General features: G+C 72.0%; 14 protein-coding genes. 3 read left to right on the forward strand and 11 right to left on the reverse strand.

The window, feature by feature from the left end; all coding sequences use genetic code 11:
* Positions 1–42: 42 nt before the first annotated feature.
* On the reverse strand, positions 43–951 hold the full coding sequence (locus OG729_RS17765) for an NADP-dependent oxidoreductase (RefSeq protein WP_405807008.1): 909 nt from the start codon (positions 949–951) through the stop codon (positions 43–45).
* Positions 952–1,077: 126 nt separating this feature from the next.
* On the opposite strand from OG729_RS17765, the gene OG729_RS17770 reads away from it, so the two are divergent.
* Positions 1,078–2,346 (forward strand): LuxR C-terminal-related transcriptional regulator, encoded by a 1,269-nt coding sequence (locus tag OG729_RS17770; protein WP_405807010.1) that lies wholly within the window; start codon positions 1,078–1,080, stop codon positions 2,344–2,346.
* Between the two features lie 46 nt (positions 2,347–2,392).
* Positions 2,393–4,090, forward strand: a complete 1,698-nt coding sequence (locus OG729_RS17775; RefSeq protein ID WP_405807012.1) for a bifunctional 3'-5' exonuclease/DNA polymerase — start codon at positions 2,393–2,395, stop codon at positions 4,088–4,090.
* A 1-nt stretch (position 4,091) separates the two neighbouring features.
* Here OG729_RS17775 and OG729_RS17780 read toward each other — a convergent pair whose 3' ends face one another.
* The 5 genes from OG729_RS17780 to tsaA form a co-directional block, all read right to left on the reverse strand.
* Complete coding sequence (locus OG729_RS17780) at positions 4,092–5,822, reverse strand: hypothetical protein (RefSeq protein WP_405807013.1); 1,731 nt, start codon at positions 5,820–5,822, stop codon at positions 4,092–4,094.
* A 72-nt stretch (positions 5,823–5,894) separates the two neighbouring features.
* Positions 5,895–6,404, reverse strand: a complete 510-nt coding sequence (locus tag OG729_RS17785) for a SigE family RNA polymerase sigma factor (protein WP_360871225.1) — start codon at positions 6,402–6,404, stop codon at positions 5,895–5,897.
* Between the two features lie 95 nt (positions 6,405–6,499).
* Positions 6,500–9,346, reverse strand: coding sequence for a BTAD domain-containing putative transcriptional regulator (locus OG729_RS17790; protein WP_405807015.1), 2,847 nt, complete (start codon positions 9,344–9,346; stop codon positions 6,500–6,502).
* A 233-nt stretch (positions 9,347–9,579) separates the two neighbouring features.
* The gene (locus OG729_RS17795) at positions 9,580–10,038 is read right to left on the reverse strand and encodes a pyridoxamine 5'-phosphate oxidase family protein (RefSeq protein WP_405807016.1); all 459 of its coding nucleotides are present in this window, start codon (positions 10,036–10,038) and stop codon (positions 9,580–9,582) included.
* Positions 10,038–10,454 carry a tRNA (N6-threonylcarbamoyladenosine(37)-N6)-methyltransferase TrmO gene (gene tsaA / locus OG729_RS17800; protein WP_360871219.1) on the reverse strand — a complete coding sequence of 139 codons (417 nt, stop codon included), beginning with the start codon at positions 10,452–10,454 and terminating at the stop codon, positions 10,038–10,040. Before tsaA ends, OG729_RS17795 begins: the two co-directional genes overlap by 1 nt.
* Before the next feature lie 195 nt (positions 10,455–10,649).
* Here tsaA and OG729_RS17805 point away from each other — a divergent pair, with 195 nt between their 5' ends.
* Positions 10,650–11,522: a sigma-70 family RNA polymerase sigma factor gene (locus OG729_RS17805; RefSeq protein WP_360871216.1), complete on the forward strand. Its 873-nt coding sequence runs from the start codon at positions 10,650–10,652 to the stop codon at positions 11,520–11,522.
* 88 nt (positions 11,523–11,610) lie between these two features.
* On the opposite strand, the gene OG729_RS17810 is transcribed toward OG729_RS17805, so the two are convergent.
* The 5 genes from OG729_RS17810 to OG729_RS17830 all read right to left on the reverse strand — a co-directional run bounded on the left by OG729_RS17810 (position 11,611) and on the right by OG729_RS17830 (position 17,719).
* Positions 11,611–11,955 carry a VOC family protein gene (locus OG729_RS17810; RefSeq protein ID WP_360871213.1) on the reverse strand — a complete coding sequence of 115 codons (345 nt, stop codon included), beginning with the start codon at positions 11,953–11,955 and terminating at the stop codon, positions 11,611–11,613.
* Positions 11,956–12,079: 124 nt separating this feature from the next.
* Positions 12,080–13,921: an FAD-dependent oxidoreductase gene (locus tag OG729_RS17815; protein WP_405807019.1), complete on the reverse strand. Its 1,842-nt coding sequence runs from the start codon at positions 13,919–13,921 to the stop codon at positions 12,080–12,082.
* Entirely contained in the window at positions 13,918–15,309 is a 1,392-nt protein-coding gene (locus OG729_RS17820) for a hypothetical protein (protein ID WP_405807021.1), read from the reverse strand. Before OG729_RS17820 ends, OG729_RS17815 begins: the two co-directional genes overlap by 4 nt.
* Positions 15,306–15,992 (reverse strand): FCD domain-containing protein, encoded by a 687-nt coding sequence (locus OG729_RS17825; protein ID WP_360871206.1) that lies wholly within the window; start codon positions 15,990–15,992, stop codon positions 15,306–15,308. The genes OG729_RS17820 and OG729_RS17825 overlap by 4 nt, the downstream gene beginning before the upstream one ends.
* A 332-nt stretch (positions 15,993–16,324) precedes the next feature.
* Complete coding sequence (locus OG729_RS17830) at positions 16,325–17,719, reverse strand: serine/threonine-protein kinase (protein WP_405811167.1); 1,395 nt, start codon at positions 17,717–17,719, stop codon at positions 16,325–16,327.

Below are 17,719 nucleotides of genomic sequence, written 5' to 3' on the forward strand. Positions count from 1 at the left end.
CGACAGGGAGATCGCGGGACCGGTGGTCACGCAGGGCGCCCGCTACGGGGTGATCACCAGCTTCCCCCACACATGGCCCGTCTCGCTCAGCGCATGCGCCTTCGAAGCCTCCGCCAGCGGGAAGACCTCCACCACCGGAATCCGCAGCCGCCCGTCGGCCGCCAGTCGGGCATGGCCCGCAAGCGCTATCTCGGGCCGCTCCGTGCCGCCCCCCGAGAACGTCACCCCGTGCGCCTGCGCCTCCGGGTCCGCGATGGTGACGATCCGCTCGGTCGTGCCCCCGCGCAGTTCGATCGAGAGCGGCAGCACCCCCTTGCCCGCCGCGTCGAAGACGGCGTCCACACCCTGGGGAGCCGCCGCGCGCACCCGCTCGGCAAGACCGTCTCCGTACGCCACCGGGGTCGCGCCCAGTTCCCGCAGATAGTCGTGACCGGCCGGAGAGGCCGTGCCGATGACCGTCACGCCCGCCGCCACCGCGAGCTGGGTGGCGGCCGCGCCGACCGCGCCCGCGGCCCCGTGCAGCAGCAGAGTCTCGCCCGCCTGCACCTTGAGCAGGTCGAGCACCCGCTGGGCGGTCTCGGTCGCGACCGGCAGGGCCGCCGCCTCCGCCCAGCCGAGCCCGGCAGGCTTGGGGGCGAACGACTCGGCCAGGGCGTACTGGGCGTACGCCCCGGCAACGGTCCACCCCAGGACCTCGTCGCCGACGGCGGCGCCGTTCACGCCCTCGCCGACCTCGTCGACGATCCCGGCGAACTCCAGACCCAAAGTCGCGGGCAGCGACGTCGGGAAGACCTGCTGCATCCAGCCGTAACGGATCTTGTAGTCAGCCGGGTTGACGCCCACAGCCTTGACCCTCACCCGTACCTGTCCCGGTCCCGCGTGCGGCTCCGCGGCCTCCGTGAGGCGCAGCACGTCGGGTCCGCCGAACTCTTCGAAGACGATCGCTTCCATGTCTGGCTCCTTCCGCCGGGTTCAACATTCGATCCCCGGGTGGCCATACCCGGCCCGCCTTTCGGACGGTTCGACCTGGCCGAAGGGACAGCCGCCCGCGCCGCCCGCGGTCGTACGCTGGCCGTCATGGAACTCACCGGATCCACGCCCGCCGCGTCCGTCCTGGCCGCCGCCTACGAGGTGATCCGGCAGCCGCTGGGCGAAATCCTGCCCCGGTTGTCCGCGACCCTGCACGGGCTCGTCCCGCATCTGGCCGCGGCCGAGCTCTCCACGCACTGCGCGCACTCGCCGTTCAAAACGCACGGCGAGAGCGGTTCACCGGCCGGCCGGATCACCGCCGCCGACCTGCATCCGCTGGTCGCATCGGTGCCCGCCGGACAGTCCTGGCAGGGCACGGCGCAGATCGGCGGGACCCAGTACCCGGTGCTCGCGGTGGCCAGCGACGCGACCGCGCGAGGGGCCCTGCTCGTGCTCGTACGGAGTGCGGACAGCGTCATCGCCGCGCCCGACACCGCCGTCGTACAGGCCATGTGGGACCTGGTGACCAGCCACTTCGACCGGCTCGCCACCGAAGCGGTGCCGGGTGCGCTGGCCCAGTCGCGGGCCTCGGCCGGCGAACGGGCCAGGGTGATCGCCGAGCTGACCGAGACTCATGCGACCGCGCTGTCCGGACTGCTCGGAGTGTTGCGCAGCCGGGGTCTCGACGACAGCGCCGCCCGCGCCGCCGCCGTCGACCTCGCCGTCACCGCACTGGTGGAGCTGCGGACCGAACGGGAACGGGACCAGGCAGTCGCCGAGGAGCCCGCCGGACAGGCCTTCGCCCGGCTCGCGGACTCGCTGCGGCCGATGCTGCGCTACAGCCCGGTCCGTCTTGAGCTGGGTGCCCCGGACACCGCCCGGCCGCTGGCCGCCGATGTGGCGCACGCGGCGCGCGCGGTCGCACGGGCCCTGCTGCTGACCGTCCTCGAACAGGACCGGCTCGGCCGGATCCATGTCGGCTGGCATCTGACCGAGACCGAGCTGCGCGTGACGGTACGGGACGACGGCCCCGGCGAGCTCACCTCCTGCGCGCTCGGCGCCCACCGGGTCGGGGAGCGGCTCGACGCGCTGGGCGGGCGGCTGGACGTGGACGCGGTGCCGGGCTGGGGCACGACGATCACGGCGACGTTCCCGCTGGGGACGCCCCAGCCCATGCCCACCGATCCGCTCGGCTCGCTGGGGGCGCGTGAACTGGAGGTGCTGACGCAGCTGGCCCGCGGGCACCGCAACCGCGTGATCGCGCAGGAGCTGCACATCAGCGAGTCGACGGTGAAGTTCCATGTCGCGAACATCCTGACCAAGCTGGGGGTCGCGTCGCGGGGCGAGGCCTCGGCGCTGTTCCACGCCGTGGCGTAGCTGTCGGACCCGGCGATTGTCAGTGGCGGCTGCCACACTCGAACCCATGGGCGAACGATGGGCTCTGGCGGCTGCGGAGGGCGACGGGGCGCGGCTCGTCCCCCTCGGCTCCGACGGGCTGCCCGCCGGGCCCGTCCAGGAGGAGCCCGATCTGGTCGGGGCCGTCCGCTCCCGGCCGGACGTGGGCCGGTGGGTCTGGCGCTCCACCGCCGAGATCTATCCACGCCTGCTGGCGGCCGGCGTGCGCGTCGAGCGGTGTTACGACATCGAGGACGCGGAGCTGTTGCTGCTCGGCCACGAAGGACGTCTGGGGGAGCCCCGGTCGGCGGCGGCCGCCTGGGCCCGGCTGCGGAACAGCCCCGTACCGCCCGATCCGCCGCAGCGCGGGGCCGAACCGGGCTCGCAGTCCTCGCTCTTCGAGCCGCAGCCCGTGCCCGTACCGCTCGATGCCCTGCTCGATGTCTACGCCGACCAGCAGCGAAGACACGAGGCCGCCGAGCACCCCGGGCGGATGCGGCTGCTGACGGCCGCGGAGTCGGCGGGGATGCTGGTGGCCGCGGAGATGAACCGCGCGGGGCTGCCGTGGCGCGCGGACGTCCACCGCCAGGTGCTGCACGAGCTGTTGGGCGAGCGGTATGCGGGCGGGGGCGAGCCGCGCCGCCTCGCGGAGCTGGCGGACGAGGTGTCGGAGGCGTTCGGACGCCGGGTGCGCCCCGATCTGCCCGCGGACGTGGTGAAGGCGTTCGGCCAGGCCGGTATCAAGGTGAAGTCGACGCGCCGTTGGGAGCTGGAGGAGATCGACCACCCGGCGGTGAAGCCCCTGATCCAGTACAAGAAGCTGTACCGGATCTGGACGGCGCACGGCTGGAGCTGGCTCCAGGACTGGGTGCGGGACGGGCGCTTTCGGCCCGAGTATCTGCCCGGCGGCACGGTCTCGGGCCGCTGGACGACCAACGGCGGCGGGGCACTTCAGATACCGAAGGTGATCCGTCGCGCGGTGGTCGCGGACGAGGGCTGGCGTCTGGTGGTCGCCGACGCCGACCAGATGGAGCCGCGGGTGCTGGCCGCGATCTCGCGCGACCGGGGCCTGATGGAGGTCGCGGGCCACGAGGGCGATCTGTACAAGGCCCTGTCGGACCGGGCCTTCTCCGGCGACCGCGACCACGCCAAGGTCGCCCTGCTGGGCGCGATCTACGGCCAGACGTCGGGCGACGGCCTGAAGAACCTGGCGATGCTGCGGCGCAGATTCCCGCTCGCCGTGTCGTATGTGGACGAGGCGGCGCGGGCGGGCGAGGAAGGCCGTCTGGTACGCACCTGGCTGGGCCGCACCAGCCCGCGCGCGGTGGGGTCGGGCGAGGACGACGAGGCGGGCATCCCGCAGGAGGAACTCCCGCCCCAGGGGGAACTTCCGTCCCAGGAAGGCGGGTTCACGCCCGGCTACGCGTCGTCGAATGCCCGGGCGCGGGGCCGTTTCACCCGTAACTTCGTGGTGCAGGGCAGCGCGGCGGACTGGGCGCTGCTGCTTCTGGCCGCGCTGCGGCAGGCGACGGCGGGCATGCGCGCGGAGCTGGTCTTCTTCCAGCACGACGAGGTAATCGTGCACTGCCCGGCCGAGGAGGCGGACGAGGTCGCACAGGCGATCCGCGCGGCCGGGGAGCTGGCCGGGCGGATCGCCTTCGGGGAGACTCCGGTGCGTTTTCCGTTCACGACGGCGGTGGTTCAGTGCTACGCCGACGCGAAGTGAGTCAGCCGGTGGGAAGCGTCTCCTCGGCCGCCCTGAGGTAGACCTTGTTGTTCCACTCGTTGTCCAGCGCGATCATCTTGAGCATCGGCACATTGATCGGTGGGCTGTTGCGCGTCGCGTCGGCATCCGGGCCGGGCGCGTTGTAGGCGGTCACGATCACCTCGCGGCCGCCCGGTCGGCTGCCCGTGACGATCCAGCGGATCACGCCCTTACCGCCGCCCTCCACCCGCTCCTGCCGGACGCTGACACGTTCTTCCGTGCCCTTGTTCACCTTGCTGTCGTCGAAGCCGATCTGGATCATTCCGGGTCCCAGGCCGTCGCTGTTGACGATGTTCTGCGACCAGCACGCGCCGGCACACACCCTTTCGTGGGAGTGCCCGTTCTTGATGTAACGGCGCACAGAGCCCAGGTTCCGCGCCTCCATGAAGACCTGGTCCCAGGTGGGCCGGGTGGGACCGCCGACCGTCTCCTTCGGCGCAACCGGCAGTTCGTTGAGCGCGGTGCGCCACTGAGGAGACATCGCCAATGCCCTCACCTGCGCACGCGAGAGCGGCGGCTCGTCCCGCGTCGCCGGGCCCTCTGCCGCGACGCCGTCCCGTTCGACGACCTCCACCATGTCCCCGCGCGGCGAGACATAGGTGGCCCGCCACTCTTTCCTGTCCTGTCTCTTCACGCTGTAGTCGAGCTGGTAGACCCGCACGACGGACCCGTCCGGGAGCTTCTCCCTCTTGCACTTGTCGTACGGGATCGAGGTGCCGGTCGTCCGGCACATGGTGTACTGCCGGGTCGAGTAACCGTCCGGGTCGACGCGGTACAGCCTGACGTCAATGGCGGCCCTGCCCTTACCGTCGTCGTGCACGACCGAGGCGGCCGGGCCCAACTGGTCACCCGTGCCCCGGCCCTTCTCCGCGCTGATCGTGCCGTTCGGCAGCAGCCCTTTGAGCGTGCCGATCAACTGAGCGCCGGACACCTTGGCGGACGGCGCGACGAAGGCCGGGTTCATCGCGGGCTCACCCAGCAGCGGATCCGGCTTGGGGAACTTCTTCAGCTCCTCCCGCCACTCGTTGGCGTTGAGCCGGTTCAGGTCGTACATGACCGGCACCTTCCGAGTCCCCGTGGCCTGCTTGGGGTCGGGGGTGTTCCACACGGTGGCTTCGACGAAGAAGCCCTCGGGCGTGACGATCTGCTTCCGCACGGACTTGGTTTCGAGCGTGGTGTAAGGGGCTTTGTGACTCTCGACATACAGATTCCGGGCGCTGTCCGACGCCGTCCTGGAGGAGCATTTCGCGTCGTTGCCCGGAGGGCAGTTCTCTGTGGCCTGCCGCGGGTCGAACTCGCCCATCCGGAACTCGACGAGACCCGCCCCCTTGCCGTCGTCGTACACGAACGACACATGCGCGTACTCCCCCGCCTTCCGCGGCAGCACCCGCTCCTGGCTGAACGTCCCCTTCGGGACCAGCTTCTTCCAGATCTCGAAGACCCGGCCGCTGTCCACCGAGGGCGCCTCCTTGGCGACCTCGGTCCCGCGGAGTTCGTCGAGCAGTCCGCCCGCGTACGCCCCCGAACCCATCAGCCCCAGGGCCACCACGCTCGCCGTGACCGCGAGGACGCGTCTGCGGCGGACCGTCCGCCGGCCGCGTTGCAGGCCCGACGTGAGCAGAGTCTGCTGGTCGCTGTCGAAGGTGTTGCCGATACGGCGCAGCGCCTCGCCGAGTTCGTCCTCGAAAGACATGGGGAACCACCAGTTCTGGGTAAGTCCGGGGGATTGCTCGGGTCGGATCGGATCGGGTCGGATCGGATCGGGTCACGGCGCGACGAACTCGGCCAGGCTCGTGCCCAGCACGGCCCGCAGTTTCGCCAGCGCCCGCGTCGACCGGGTCCGTACCGCGGCCGTGCTCGCGTTCATCGCCTCGGCGGTCTCCTCGATGCTGCGGTCCTCCCAGTACCGCAGCACCACCACCGCCCGGTCCTTCGGCGCCAGTTCCCCCAGCGCCGTCAGCAGGGACAGCCGCACCTCCTGGTCGGTGCCCGGTGCCGCAGTTGCGTCCGGCACCTCGGCCAGCGGGCGCTCGGTGGCCGAGCGCCGCCGGCGGTGGCTGAGGAACGCCCGTACCAGGACGGTCTGGGAGTACGCCGCAGGGTTGTCCACCCGCGCCATCCGGCCCCACACCACATACATCCGGCTCAGCGTCTCCTGCACCAGATCCTCGGCGAGATGGGTGTCGCCGCTGGTGAGCAGACATGCGGAGCGAAAGAGATGGCCTGTGCGACCGGCTGCGAATTCCATGAACTCGTCCGCGCGGGACTGTCTCATGCCCTCCCCGTTCATCACCGTTGTGTCGAGCGGGGTCTCTCACCCCTTCATCTCATCGACGCGGTGGCACCGAGGGAATGTTTCACAGGAAACGCTCAGGCGGTCAGCGAGCGGCCAAGCAGTTCCCGCAGCTCGCCGAGCGTCGACTCGTACGCCCCGTCGAACGCCTCCAGCGTCGCCACCGCCAGCCGCCACTGCTCACGCGCCTCGTCCTCGCGCCCCTCGGACTGCAGCAGCAGACCGCGCTGGTGGCGGGCGAGCCCCACCATGTAGGCGTCGGTGCGCGACTCGGCGCGTTCCAGCAGGAGGGCGCACTCGCGGGCGGCCTCCTCGGTGCGGCCGAGGCCCCGCAGTGCGCGGACCCGGCCGACGCGGGTCTGGGACTGGCCGTGCCAGTGGCCGTCGTCGCCGAGGATGCGCAGGCTCTCGTCGAAGTGCGCGGCGGCCGAGGCCGGTTCGCCGAGGGTGAGGTAGGCGTAGCCGATATTGCAGTGAGCGGTCTCCTGGAGCATGTCGCTCGCAAGGCGCACCCCGGCTTCGAGGCTGCGTTCGTGGTACGCGATGGCCGCCCGGGCGTCGCTGTGCTCGTACAGATTGCCCAGATGGCTCAGCACGATCGCCTCTGCGTGCGCGTCGCCGAGCCTGCGGGCGAGCTCCAGGCTGGATTCCAGTGCCTCGGCCGCCTCCTTGTGGCGGCCCAGGCTCTCCAGCAGCATGCCGCGGTTGCCGAGGCCGCGCTGCAAACGGCGTTCGTTGCCGAGCGCGCGCCAGACGGCGATCGCCTCCTCGTTCAGCGGCAGGGCCCGTTCGGGCCTGCCGGTGAGGAAGTTCATCCCGGCCAGGTCGCTCAGGGCGTGCGCCTCGGTCTCGGGGTCGCCGGAGGCACGGGCGGCGTCCAGGGCAACGCGGTTGAGGGCAGCCAGCTCCTGGGGTCTGCCGCGGTGCTGGAGATAGGTGAAGCAGGACCGTACGAGCAGCAGCACCGTCCTGGAGGCTGCGGCGTACCGCTCGGTGAGCGCGACCAGATTGACCAGTTCGAGATCGCCCCAGGCCAGGGCCGCTTCGGGGGTGTCGAAGGGGGCCGCCTCACCGATCGGCTCAGGCAGCCGGAGCTCCGCCTCGGGGCCGCGCGGGAGCAGGGCCACGCCCGTCTGGCGGGCGGCCTCGGCGTACCAGCGCAGGACGCGGTCGGCCGCCTGCTGCCGGCCGTCGTCCCGTTCGGCGAGTTCGCGGGCGAAGTCCCGTACGAGATCGTGCGGGACGAAGCGTCCGTACGAGACCTCTTCGAGCAGCGCCACATCGACGAGCCGGTCGAGGGCTCCCACGGCACGCCGCTCGTCGCTGTCCATCAGCCGGGCGACGGCGGGGGCGCCGTACTCGGGCAGGTCCACCGCGCCGAGGCGGCGCAGCGCGAGCGCCGCGTCCGCATCGAGGCCGTCGTACGCGACCGCGAGCGAGCCGCGCACGCTCAGGTCGTCGTACTCGAGGTGGTCGAGCCGGCCGGCCTCGGCGTCGAGGAGACCGGCGAGTACGTGCGGGGTGAGCGCACGGCGGGCGGCGAGGCGGGCGGCGACGACGCGCAGCGCGAGGGGCAGCCGGCCGCAGCGTTCGACCAGCCGCTCCAGGCCCTCGTCGAGGCCGCGGCCCGAGACCGCCCGCAGCAGCGTCCCGCTGTCCTCGGCGGACAGCGGCGCGAGCGGGAAGCGGGCCGCGCCGTCGAGCGCGGTCAGCGGGGAACGGCTGGTGACGACCACCGCGCAACCGGGCCCGGCGGGCAGCAGCGGCCGCACCTGCGCGGCGGAGGCCGCGTCGTCGAGTACGAGAAGGGTCCGGGTCGGCGCGAGGGTGGACCGCAGCAGGGCGGCTGCCGCGTCCATGTGGTCGGGCACCTGCCGGGGGTCGACGCCGAGGTCGCGCAGCAGCCCGGAGAGCGCTTGGCCCGGTTCGAGCGGGGTCACGCCGGGGGTGGCACCGTGCAGGTTGAAGTACAGCTGCCCGTCGGGGAACTGATCGCGCAGCGCGTGGGCGACATGCACCGCGAGCGCGGACTTGCCGACTCCGGCCATGCCGGAGACCACGGCGGGACCCTCGCCCGGGCTGGTCAGCGTCTTGCAGAGGTCGGCGACGAACGCGTCGCGCCCGGTGAAGTGAGCCGGTGCGGGCGGCAGTTGGGCGGGACGCGGCGGCCGGGACTCGACCGCGGCGGCGGGGGTACGGAGCACCTCCTGGTGGGCCTCCTGCACGACCGGGCCCGGGTCGACGCCCAATTCCTCCACGAGCGTGGCGCGCAGCGACTGATACGCGGCGAGCGCCTCGGCCTGCCGGCCCGTACGGTGCAGGGCCAGCATGAGCTGCCGGTGGAATGCCTCACGCAGGGGGAACTCCGCGATCAGCGCGGCCAGTTCGGGCCCGAGGCCGTCATGGCGGCCGAGCTCGAGATCGGCGTCGTACCGCCACTCCAGCATCAGCAGCCGTGACTCCCGCAGCCGTTGGGCGAGGGCGGGAGTGCCCTCCTCGGGGTCGTAGAGCCCGGCCAGCGGGGTGCCGCGCCACAGCGCGAGCCCGGCGCGGGCGGCCTCGGCGACGGCCTCCCAGTCCCCGCGGCCGTGCGCCGCCCGGGCGGTGCGCACCTGCTCCTCGAAGACCTCGGTGTCCAGCTCCCCCGGCTCGACCCGGAGCAGATAGCCGGGCGGCACTGCCCGCAGCCGGTCGTCCTCGGCGAGCAGCCGGCGCAGCCGGGTCACATGGTTGTGCAGGGAGGCATGGGCGGAGGCGGGCGGGTCGTCGCCCCAGAGAGCGGCCTTGAGCTCGCCGACGGGAACGACGCGATTCGCCCGCAGCAGCAACGCGGCAAGCAGGGCACGGGCCTTGGCGCTGCGCAGGGGGCGCGGCTCACCGGCGGAGCCGTGCACGGCCGGGGGGCCGAGCAGCCCGAACCGCATCCGCGTCCTCCCCACCAGTCACAGGCGCCTTCCTAGGGCGTCAATAAGCCAAGCGTTGGCCACATGTTAGCGATCTGTTGGGGGTGACTGTTTGGATCGGTGCATCGGATCCGGCCCTGGTGGTGCTCGGCGTGGCCAGCCACACTCGGGGGAGTGTCGCCGCCGCGGCCGGGTCCGCAGCAAAGCCCGGCATCCCGGGCCTCGGTGTGGTCGTCACGCCGACCAGGGATCAGTCAGTCGACCAGCCAGCGCCCCTCCCTCATCAGCTCGCGGCCGTCCAGCTCATTGGCCTCGCGCCAGGCCTGGACCCGTCGCGGACGGATACGGAAGTAGAGGTACGGGCTGACGAGTTGGCGCGGGTCGAAACCGGTCTTGACCGCGAAGGCGTCGCCGACGTCCTCCCCGAGCCCGTCGGCCGTCAGCGTGTCGGCCTCCCCCTCGACGAGGACGACGTCGCGGGTCGGTCCGATGCCGATGCGGACCCGTCCGGTGGCCCGCAGATTCCGGCCGGTCGGGCTGGACGCCGGTGTCGCCACCAGCAGGGTCTCGCCGTCCCACAGGAAGGACAGCGGCACCATGTACGGCGTACCGCTTTCCGCGTCGGCCGTGGCGACCCACGCGTCGGTGTCCTTCTCCAGCCGGTCCAGCGTGTCCTGCTTGCGCTCTTTCGGGGGGCGGGGCAGTGGGGCCATCACCGTTCAACTCCTTCGTCGAGTACAGGCTTCACATCGAGCACGGGCGTGCCGTCCAGCGCCTCGAGGTTCGCTACGCACACCCTCATGCCCTCGATGGACAGGATCCGCACCCGGTGCAGCCCGATGGGATTCGGGCGGGCGGGGGAACGGGTGGAGAACACACCCGTCTTTGGCCGTGCCGCGTCGCCGCGCGGGTGCACCACCAGGACATCGCGGCTCGCGCGGTCGAGCCAGGTGAGCACCATGACCTCGGATCCAGCCGCCAGGTCACGCAGCCCTTCGCGCACACTGGGCTCGAACACCAGCCAGGCGTCGGGCGCCCCCTCGTCACCCTGCTTCGGCGCCTTGTCGAAGTCCACCAACGGTGACTCGACCACGCCGATCGGCCGCAGCACATACTCGGTGCCGGTCATCGGTCCTCCTTTCGCGCCATGATTGCCGTTCGCGTGTCACATCGGCTCGGTCTCGTGGGTCTCTCCTATGACACGTCGCAACAGAGGAATGTGACCGCAGGTGTGTGACCGCAGGAACATGACCGAAGGTATGTGAACGCAGGAACATGACCGAAGGTATGTGAACGCAGGAACATGACCGAAGGAATGCGCCCGATGGACGAGAACGAGTTTCTGGCGGAGCGCTTCGAGGAGCACCGTGCCCGGCTGCGGGCCGTGGCGTACCGGATGCTCGGCTCGACCGGCGAGGCCGAAGACGCGGTTCAGGAGGCGTGGCTGCGCCTGAGCCGGTCCGACACCGGCGACGTGGAGAACCTCGGCGGCTGGCTCACGACCGTCGTCGCACGGGTGTCCCTCAACATGCTGCGCTCGCGCGAGACGCGGCGCGAGGACCCCTGGGACGCCGACCGGCCCGAACCGGCCGTCGGCCGCCAGGACACCGCCGACCCCGAGCATCAGGCGGTGCTCGCCGACTCGGTCGGCCTGGCCCTGCTGGTGGTCCTCGACACCCTCACCCCCGCCGAGCGGCTCGCTTTCGTACTGCACGACATGTTCGCCGTGCCCTTCGAGGAGATCGCACCCATCGTTGAGCGCTCCACGGCCGCGACCCGGCAGCTCGCGAGCCGCGCCCGCCGCCGGGTGCAGGGTGCGCCGGCCGCTCCCGAGATCGATGTCTCGCGGCAGCGGGAGGTCGTCGGGGCCTTCCTCGCCGCCTCCCGCGGCGGCGAATTCGAGGCCCTGCTCGCGCTTCTCGACCCGGACGTCGTCCTGCGGGCCGACAGCGCGGCCGTTCTGTCGGGCGCGGCCGGGGCCCGCGGCGCGACGGCCGTGGCAGACACCTTCGCGGGGCGCGCCAAGGCCGCGCAGCCTGCCCTCATCAACGGCGCCGCCGGTCTGGTCTGGGCCCCGGGCGGACAGCCCCGCGTCGTCTTCGGCTTCACGATCAGGCAGGGCCGGATCGCCGCGATCGACATCCTGGCCGACCCGGAACAGCTGGCGCTGCTCGACCTGGAGATCCTGGGCGACTGACCCCAGGGACCGGCGCGCGGGGCACGGCGAGCGCCCGCGTGCCGGTCCTCGGGTGCCTACCGCGGCGCGGGCCGTCCGGCCCTTGGCCTCAGGCGGCCTGGAGAAGCCCGATGATGTTGCCGTCCGCGTCCTTCACCACGGCGGTCAGCTTTCCGCCACCGACGTCCTGGACCTCCTGCTGTTCCTCGGCCCCGGCGTCGATGAGGGCCTTCACGCTCGCCCTGATGTCGTCGACGTGCCAGTAGCCGACCGGGCCGGTCATCCCCTTGCTGTGGCCATTGGGGTCCAGACCGACATCCTGGCCCGCGACCCTGTAGCCGACGTAATAGGCCTCGTCCATGATCGGCTCCACCCCGAGGAGTTCGGTGAACAGGGCCTTGGCCTTCGCGAGGTCCCTGACGGGGTAGATGACCGTCTTGATGCCTTCGTTCATGGTGTGCTCCTCATCCTGTTCGTGGTCCATCACGGGTATGACCCGCGCCGGCGCGAGTGTGTGACAGGTGACCGCGAAAGGAGCAGGAAACCCCAGGTCAGGACCGCTAATCGAAGATCGCCGGCTACCGCTCCCGTACGAGGTGGGCGTCGGCGACCGCCAGTGCCGCGGCCATGATGCTGAGCTGCGGATTGACCTCGGGACAGCCGGGCAGCACCGAGCCGTCGGCGACCAGCACCCCACGCACGCCGCGCAGCCGCCCGGCGGCGTCGGCCGGGAAGTGCTGCGGATCGGCGCCCGCGGCGACCGTGCCGGTGGGGTGGTACGCGGACAGATGCAGCTGCCGTGACGTCACACGCCGGAGAGTGTCGTCGAGCTCGGCCAGAGTGCGGGCGCGGGGCGCGAGAGGAATTCCGGTGAGGACCTCCTCCGCGCCCGCGGCGAAGAGGAGCTGCCCCATGGCGCGTACGGATCGCATCAGCCGGTCCGCGTCGCGCCGGTCCAGGTCGTAGCGGAGCAGGGTCCGTTCGCGGCCGAGCACACGGCCGGACGGACGGTCGGCGATCATGGCTCCGAGCGTGGCGAGCCGGTCGGCGTTCTCCAGCTCGCGACGCAACTCGCTGCCCAGGCCGGGCAGTACGAAGGAACCCATCCCGGGCGGCGTCGCGGTGGCCTCGATCAGCACGCCCCCGTCGTGCAACTCCTCCACGCCCACGCTCTGCAGGACTCCCTCCCATGCGGTGACGGGCTCTGCAAACCGCCCGGCGACGCTGGTCGCGGGGTGGACGCTGAGGTTCCGGCCGAGCCGTGGATGCCCGCCCAGGCCCGAGCGGCGCAGCAGGGGCGGCGACTGCAGGGCACCCGCGGCCACGACGATCAGCGGAGCCAGAATCTCGAACTCGCCTCCGCCCTCGCGCCGTACGCGCACACCGGCCGCCCGCGGGCCGCCGGGGCGGTCGCCGTCCACGAGGATCCGCCGGACCTGTGCGCCGGTGACGATGCGGGCACCCGCGGCGCAGGCGTCGGGCAGTACGGACAGCTGCACACTCTGTTTGGCGCCGGTGGGGCAGCCGACCACGCACTGGCAGGAGCCTTTGCAGCCGGGCGCGTTGCGGCGTAGCGGCGCGGCCCGCCAGCCGAGGCGTTCGGCCCCCGCGAGCGCGAGGCGGCCGTTGTTCCCGAGGACGTCGAGCGGCTGGGGCGCCACGCGCAGCGTGCGTTCGACCTCGTCGAGGTACGGCCCGAAGCGTTCGGCGATCAAGAACCCGAAATCGGCCGTCCAGCGGCTGAGCACATGGTCCGGAGTGCGGTAGCAGGTACCTGAGTTGACGACCGTGGTGCCGCCGACGGCGCGCCCCACGGGCAGCAGCAGGGGCGGGGAGCCCACGGCGACGGTGGCTCCGCCGTCCCGGTAGAGCTCGGCGAACCGGTCGAGTGGAGTGCGCTTCCCGAAGGAGGCCGTCGAGTGATGCTGCCCTTCCTCCAGTACGACGACCTCGAGACCGGCGCGGGCGAGGGTCCGGGCGGCCATGGCCCCGCCGGCGCCGGACCCGATGACGACGACGTCGGCGGTGGAGCGGGCGGGCCACGCATCCCCGGGTGTGCAATCGAGCGAGGGATCCTCCCGTGTCAACCGGGGTGCGTGCACGTCTCCTTGGAGCATCCGCTCGGTTCCTGCCGCCAGAAGCACAGGCACCTTGAGCACGTCGAGGAGCGGCAGCAGCGCGGGGCGCCCGCCGAGGGAGCCGAGCACCGCCTCCCGCTCGGTGCCGGTGAGGGCGGCGAGCCTGCGGCCGGTGCGCGCCATGGCGTACGCGTCGAGGGCGCCGGCCGCCGCCCGTACTCCGACACGTGCGGGCAGCGGCATCGAGTCGAGGACGGACTCCACCCTCCTCGGGACGCGCGCGGGCCAGCCGGCGGTGCCGTCATCGGCGATGAGCGCGGCCACGAGCCCGTCGAGACTCATCGGGTGCCCACCTCCGCGTGCGCCGTGCCTGCGAGGGTCCACTCGGCCTCCGTACGCCACCCGCCCCACCACCACCGCTCCAACAGGACATGCGCGTCGGCGCTTTCGCTGTTGCGACAGATCGCGTGGGAGCCGTCGGGGTCGGTGTAGTCGAGCGCCAGTGTCCGCTCCTCGGGCTGGGTGACCTCGACGCGGATACGCCGCAGGCCGGCGCGCCCGGTCACCGTCCAGGTGGGCAGCCCGACAGCGGCACGGAACCGCCCGATCCCGCCCCAGCCGACGGCCGTACGCTCGGCCCGCCGCGGCCAGGTGCGGCCACGCCGTCGCAGCCGCAGAAAGACCAGCGGCGGCAGCCGGCGCAGCCCCGGCCGCATGGAGACGGCGGCCACGATCTCCAGCACGTCCCCCTTGCCGAGATCGGCGTGCAACCAGGCCCAGCGACGCGCGTTGCCGTGCCCGTAGATCCGTGCGGAGGCACCGGGCGCGCTGTCGAGTGTCAGGCTCATGTCACCGTAGGAGAGCGTCCCGTCGTACGACGCACGCGCGGCGGGAAGGATCTGCGCGGCGGGCAGCAGGGGCCGCCGCCACGACCAGCGGGGGAAGGTGAACAGCGGCGCGTCCTGGTTCTTTTCGGCGAGGTCCCAGCGAAGCCCCCCGGCCGCCCCGATCAACCAACCGGACGTGACGCAAACCCCATCCGCCGTGAAGCCGTGCTCATTGCGGGTCCACTTGGCGGGCCCGAAGCGGGCATGCACCACCGGCCCGTCCTTGGGAAACACGGCGGCCCAGCCGTGCGCGTACGGCTCCGCTCCGTCGGCGGGCGCGGTGAGCTCATGGTGCAGCCACAGCCCGGTCCCGGTCGCCGGATCGGTCGCGGTGGTGTACCAGACCTCGGTCCGGCCGGGCGCGCCGTTCCAGCGGGGCGCCATGAGCCGATCCGCTTCCTCGCGCCGCGGAAAACGGAAACTGGCGAGAAACGGCGCGAGCCCGGTCGCCAGCGGGAAGCGCAGCGTGCCCGCACCGACCCGGACGCTGCCCTCGTACAGCGTGAAAGGCAGCACGGTCATCGACCTCACCGGCCTGCGCGGCGACACGGACTTCCAGCCGTCGAGGGTGAGCCGACGGCCGTCGGCGGTGAAAGAAATCCGGTAGCGGATACGCCGTCTGGCGATCGGCGAGATCTCCAACTCGCCTTCGGCGCCCGGATCGTCACACCGCCCGGCGATGCGGACCCGCCCGGATGCCCGCGCCTCGGTGGTGCCGAGGCCCCGCAGGAGCCGGTCCGCGGCAACACACAGGTCGAGCCGCATGCGGCGGGTACGGCCCTCGCCCTCGAACTGGACGAGACCGAGCATGGTCTCCCTGAAATCGGTCCCCCTGTCGCTCACGCGAGCCCCTCCAGCATGATCCGCTCAGTAGCGGTCAGATAGGCCTCGGCGGCCCGCCGCGCGCCATCCTCATCACCCGCGGCGACGGCCTCGACGACGGGCTCCAGCCGGTCGTGCGCCACACCGGCGTCGAGGAAAGGCCCCACGAGCGCGGCCCGCACCGGCAGATACGCGTTGAAGAGGGTGTTGGTCAGCAGCGCATAGACCCGATTCCCGGTGGCACGCGCCAACGCCCGATGCACCTCGATGTCGGCCAGCTGCGCCCCGTCCCCGCCCTCGGCCAGCCGCACGGCCTCCAACAGCCCGCGCAACTCGTCCCGCTGCTGCTGGGTCGCCCGCGCGGCGGCCCGCGCGGCGATCAACGCGCCGACAGTGCGCCGCACTTCGAATATCTCGCCGATCCAGTCCGGGCTGTGCCGCACGAGCATGGGCAACAAGTCGGCACCACCGAGCCGCGCATAGTCCCGCACCCGGGTCCCCACCCCGTGCTTGGTCTCCAGCAAACCCGCCTGCACCAGCCGCCCGAAGGCGTGCTTGAGGGTGGTGCGGGTGACGCCGTAGCCGTCGGCGAGCTGCCGCTCGGGCGGCAGATAACTCCCGGCGGGATGTCGCCCCGCGAGGATGTCCTCGCGCAGCCGGCCCTCCAGGACATCGACGATGGTTTCGCGGGGCAGTGCCTCCATGCCGTCCCTCCCATTGGATCAGTGGATGAGCCACTCAACCAACGCGAGGGAGGGAAGTCAATGGGGCTGGCCCCGGAACGGCATAAGAGGCTGCGTCGCCGCCCGGCGGCGCAGCTGAGCGTGCCGCTGAAAGTACTCCTCGCGCTTGCGGTCCCGTCCCGTCGGTTGCAGTTCCTCCCGCTCGAACTGCGCCAAGAAGTCGTGGTCGTCCGCCAACACCGCACAAGCCGGTGGGGTATCGGGTTTGGTGGGCTCGGTGATTCCGAGGATGGCCCCCAGCCGGCGCCCCGAACCCGCCGACGAGGATGTGTGCACGCGAGCCCTTGGCAGGCCTATGTACGGGCGGACCTGGTCGCGGAGGAGGGACGTCCCGTCAGGGAACCTTCAGGCTCGGCGAGCACCAGTCTGGCGGCTTCACTGCGCAGCCGGGCCGTGGCCTGGGGCCGCCGCTCCGGTCGCGTGGCGAAGTACCGCCGCAGTTCGGGCTCGGGCGCGTAGCCGTAACGATCGAGGTAGTACGCAATCTGGTCGGACCAGACCCATGTTCCGTCGGTGCGGAAGCCGGCGGGCACCACGCGGCCGCATTCGGGGGCGACACGGTCCGGCTCGGGCGAGAGGAGCACGGCGGCAGGCGCATCGCGCAGGCAGCTCAGAAGGGCGGTCCGCTCCTCGGCCGAGGTGATGCGCTCGTGAGCCGCCCCGATGGCGGGCCCACCGTCGAGAGCCTGCAGATCGAACACCCGCGCCAGTCGAAGTCCACCAGTCCGGCTGGGCCCGGCTGCGGGGCTCAGGACGGAATTCCCGGCGGCGTCCGAGCCCAGTGCCGGATGCGGAAGAGCGGCGAGCCGTGCGAGTCGGTCCCGCACGGTCAGCGCATCCGCCGGGCGGGCGTCGGGTTCCTTGGCCAGCAGGTCGAGGACGAGGCGTTCGAAAACGCTGGACACCTCCGGTCTGCGCAACTGGAGTCCGGACGGCTCCTCCGTCAGGTGCCGGGCGACGACGTCACCCTCGGGTCCCGTCCCGAACGGTGGTTCTCCCACGGTGAGTTCGTACAGCAGACAACCGAGGGAGTACAGATCCGCGCGCAGGTCGACCCGACGCCCCCGGATCTGCTCCGGGGCGGCATACGGCGGAGTTCCGACGAACATGCCGCTGGCAGTCAGCGCGGTGAGGTCGGCCGCCACCGGTCCGGGCCCGCCCTCCAGCAGTCCGGCGACCCCGAAGTCCAGAACCTTGACGGTGCGTGCGCCGGTGAGGATGAGGTTGGACGGCTTGAGGTCCCGGTGCACGACACCTGCTGCGTGCGCGGTCGCCAGGGCGTCACAGACCTGGACACCCCATTCGACCACTTCGGCCTGGGCCGGGGGCCCTTCCAGACGGATCCGGACGTCCAACGGCGTGCCCTGCACGAGTTCCATGACCACGTGCAGCGGATCCTCGCCGAAGTCGTACACCGTGACGATGTTGGGATGGCCGGAGAGGACCGCCGTGATCTTCGCCTCGCGCCGGAACCGGGCCGTCCTGCGGACGCGATCCGGGTCTCCCTCGGAACCGGCACGATGGCGCCGTGCGGCAGGTCTGATCAGTTTCACGGCGACCTGCCGACCGAGTCGCTGGTCCTCGGCCCGCCACACCTCCCCCATGCCCCCTGCGCCGAGGAGGCAGCGGAGCCGGTAGCGGCCCGCGATCAGCCGGCCTTCCTGGCCTTCCGCCGAGCCTGTCGCCAT

This window comes from Streptomyces sp. NBC_00210 (assembly GCF_045160975.1).
GTDB lineage: Bacteria > Actinomycetota > Actinomycetes > Streptomycetales > Streptomycetaceae > Streptomyces.

Bases quoted from the DNA above. Each gene is read 5' to 3' on its own strand.
- OG729_RS17765 (WP_405807008.1), bottom strand. From the start codon at position 951: ATGGAAGCGATCGTCTTCGAAGAGTTCGGCGGACCCGACGTGCTGCGC.
- OG729_RS17770 (WP_405807010.1), top strand. From the start codon at position 1,078: ATGGAACTCACCGGATCCACGCCCGCCGCGTCCGTCCTGGCCGCCGCC.
- OG729_RS17775 (WP_405807012.1), top strand. From the start codon at position 2,393: ATGGGCGAACGATGGGCTCTGGCGGCTGCGGAGGGCGACGGGGCGCGG.
- OG729_RS17780 (WP_405807013.1), bottom strand. From the start codon at position 5,822: ATGTCTTTCGAGGACGAACTCGGCGAGGCGCTGCGCCGTATCGGCAAC.
- OG729_RS17785 (WP_360871225.1), bottom strand. From the start codon at position 6,404: ATGAGACAGTCCCGCGCGGACGAGTTCATGGAATTCGCAGCCGGTCGC.
- OG729_RS17790 (WP_405807015.1), bottom strand. From the start codon at position 9,346: ATGCGGTTCGGGCTGCTCGGCCCCCCGGCCGTGCACGGCTCCGCCGGT.
- OG729_RS17795 (WP_405807016.1), bottom strand. From the start codon at position 10,038: ATGGCCCCACTGCCCCGCCCCCCGAAAGAGCGCAAGCAGGACACGCTG.
- tsaA (WP_360871219.1), bottom strand. From the start codon at position 10,454: ATGACCGGCACCGAGTATGTGCTGCGGCCGATCGGCGTGGTCGAGTCA.
- OG729_RS17805 (WP_360871216.1), top strand. From the start codon at position 10,650: ATGGACGAGAACGAGTTTCTGGCGGAGCGCTTCGAGGAGCACCGTGCC.
- OG729_RS17810 (WP_360871213.1), bottom strand. From the start codon at position 11,955: ATGAACGAAGGCATCAAGACGGTCATCTACCCCGTCAGGGACCTCGCG.
- OG729_RS17815 (WP_405807019.1), bottom strand. From the start codon at position 13,921: ATGAGTCTCGACGGGCTCGTGGCCGCGCTCATCGCCGATGACGGCACC.
- OG729_RS17825 (WP_360871206.1), bottom strand. From the start codon at position 15,992: ATGGAGGCACTGCCCCGCGAAACCATCGTCGATGTCCTGGAGGGCCGG.
- OG729_RS17830 (WP_405811167.1), bottom strand. From the start codon at position 17,719: ATGGCGACAGGCTCGGCGGAAGGCCAGGAAGGCCGGCTGATCGCGGGC.